Genomic DNA, 1,985 nt, shown 5'->3' on the forward strand with positions numbered 1-1,985 from the left:
GGCGGCGCGCAGCGCGGGCACCGCGTCGGCGGTGGCCACCGGGACCTCCACCACGTCGATGCCGAGGTCCCAGGCGCGCTCGGCGAGCCGGACGGTCTCGGCGACCGGCAGGCCGCGCAGGATGGCCATCACCCGGGCGCCGCCGAAGATGTGGTCGAAGTCCGCTGTGGTCATGGTGCACTCCATCCGAGATCGCGGTGAAACGGTTGCCTGGTGGTCCGGCCGGAACCCGACGCCTCAGACCGGCGTCGGCGTGCCGGTCAGGTCGAGCGGCGACCAGGCCTCGACGGGGGCGGCGAGCAGATCCTCGAACCAGGCCCACGGCGGAACGGGCGCGTTGTCGCCGCTGCTGGTCAACGCCTGCGCCGCCATCAGGTGGCCGAGGCGCAACCGCCGCACGGGGTCGAGGTCGCGCAGCAGACCCGCCAGGTAGCCGGCGGCGAACGCGTCTCCCGCGCCGACCGGCTCGACCACGGTCACCCGGGGCGCGGGTACGAAGACCGGCTCGGCGTCGTGGCGCAACGCGGTGGCGCCCACCGCGCCGTCCTTGACCACCACCGTCTGCGGGGTGGGCAACAACCGGCGTACGGCCGCCGGGTCGGTGGTGCCCCACAGCGTCTGCGCCTCGTCCTGACCGACGAACACCAGGTCGCACCGGTCGGCGAGGTCACGCAGCACAGGTGCGGCCTGTTCGACGGACCACAGCCGGGCCCGGTGGTTGACGTCGAAGCTGACCAGTGAGCCGGCCAGCGGGCGGGCGGTCACCGCGTGCTCGACAAGCGCCCGGCAGGAGGCGGAGAGCGCCGGGGTGATGCCGGACAGGTGCAGCACACGGGCACCGCTCAGCCCCGGGTCGGCAAGCGTGCCCGGGTCCATCCGGGAGGCCGCCGACCCGGCCCGGTAGTAGTGCACGGCGGTGCCCTCCGGGCCCGGGTCCTTGAGGTACAGGCCGGTGGGGGCGGCGGGGTCCACGACCACCTGGTCCACCCGGACGCCGGCGGCGGCGACGTGCCGGACCACGGCCCGGCCGAAGGGGTCGTCGCCGACGCGGCTCACCCAGGCGACCTGGTGTCCCAGTCGGGCCAGGTAACCGGCCACGTTGGACTCCGCGCCGCCGACCGAGACGGCGACCCGTTCGGCGTGCTCCAACGGCTCACCGGGCGCGGGGCAGAGCACCACCATCGTCTCCCCCACCGCGGCGACCTCGACCGGCGTACGGCCGGCCGGGGTGGTCGAGCGAACCTGTCGGGGGTCGGTCGGCATCGGGCACACGTCCTCGCGGCGGGGTCCTGGGCGTCGCCGAGCCTAGGTGTCAGGTGCGAGACGGGCAACCCGTCGCGTCACCGGTCAGGGCAACGTCAGCCCGTACGCGGCCAGCACCTCCGAGATCGGCTGGTAGAAGGTGGTGCCGCCGGCGGTGCAGTTGCCGGTGCCGCCGGAGAGGATGCCGATGATGGTGCCGGTGGACGCCACGTAGAGCGGTCCCCCGCTGTCTCCCGGCTCGGCGCAGATGTTGGTGCGGATCAGGCCGTAGATCACGCCGGTGGAGTAGTTGACGGTCTGGTTGAGCCCGGTGACAGTGCCGCAGCGCACCCCGGTGGTGCTGCCGCTGCGGCACACCGCCTGCCCGATGTACGCGTTGCCGGCACCGTAGATGGTCAGCAGACCGGGGTAGGTGTAGACGGCGCTCGGGTGGGCGATCCGACCGGTGTAGCGGATCAGGCCGTAGTCGTTGGTCGGGTAGCTGCTGGCGGTGCGGGTGCCGAGCACTGTGGTCTGGGCGCTGTCGGCGTACCAGGTGCCGGCAGCGTTGGTGCAGTGCCCTGCGGTGACCACGTAGTAGGTGCTGCCGCTGCGCACGTTCGCACCGAGCGAGCAGCGCGCCCCGCCGCCGTAGATCCCCTGCCCGGCCGCGATCAGGGGGCGCAGCGTTCCGGGCTCGCGGCGTAGCAGCGCCCCGGCCCGGTCGGCCACCGCCCGTAGCG

Annotated in this window: 2 protein-coding genes; both read right to left on the minus strand. The window is 73.8% G+C overall.

The features are described 5' to 3' along the window. Positions 1 to 237 precede the first annotated feature (237 nt). Positions 238 to 1,263 carry a sugar kinase gene (locus tag ACWCO3_RS34220; RefSeq protein WP_450014126.1) on the minus strand — a complete coding sequence of 342 codons (1,026 nt, stop codon included), beginning with the start codon at positions 1,261 to 1,263 and terminating at the stop codon, positions 238 to 240. A gap of 84 nt (positions 1,264 to 1,347) precedes the next feature. Further along, positions 1,348 to 1,985, minus strand: a 638-nt coding sequence (locus tag ACWCO3_RS34225; RefSeq protein ID WP_450014128.1) for a S1 family peptidase, incomplete at its 5' end; no start/stop codon positions are given.

This window comes from Micromonospora sp. NPDC002411, assembly GCF_053592955.1.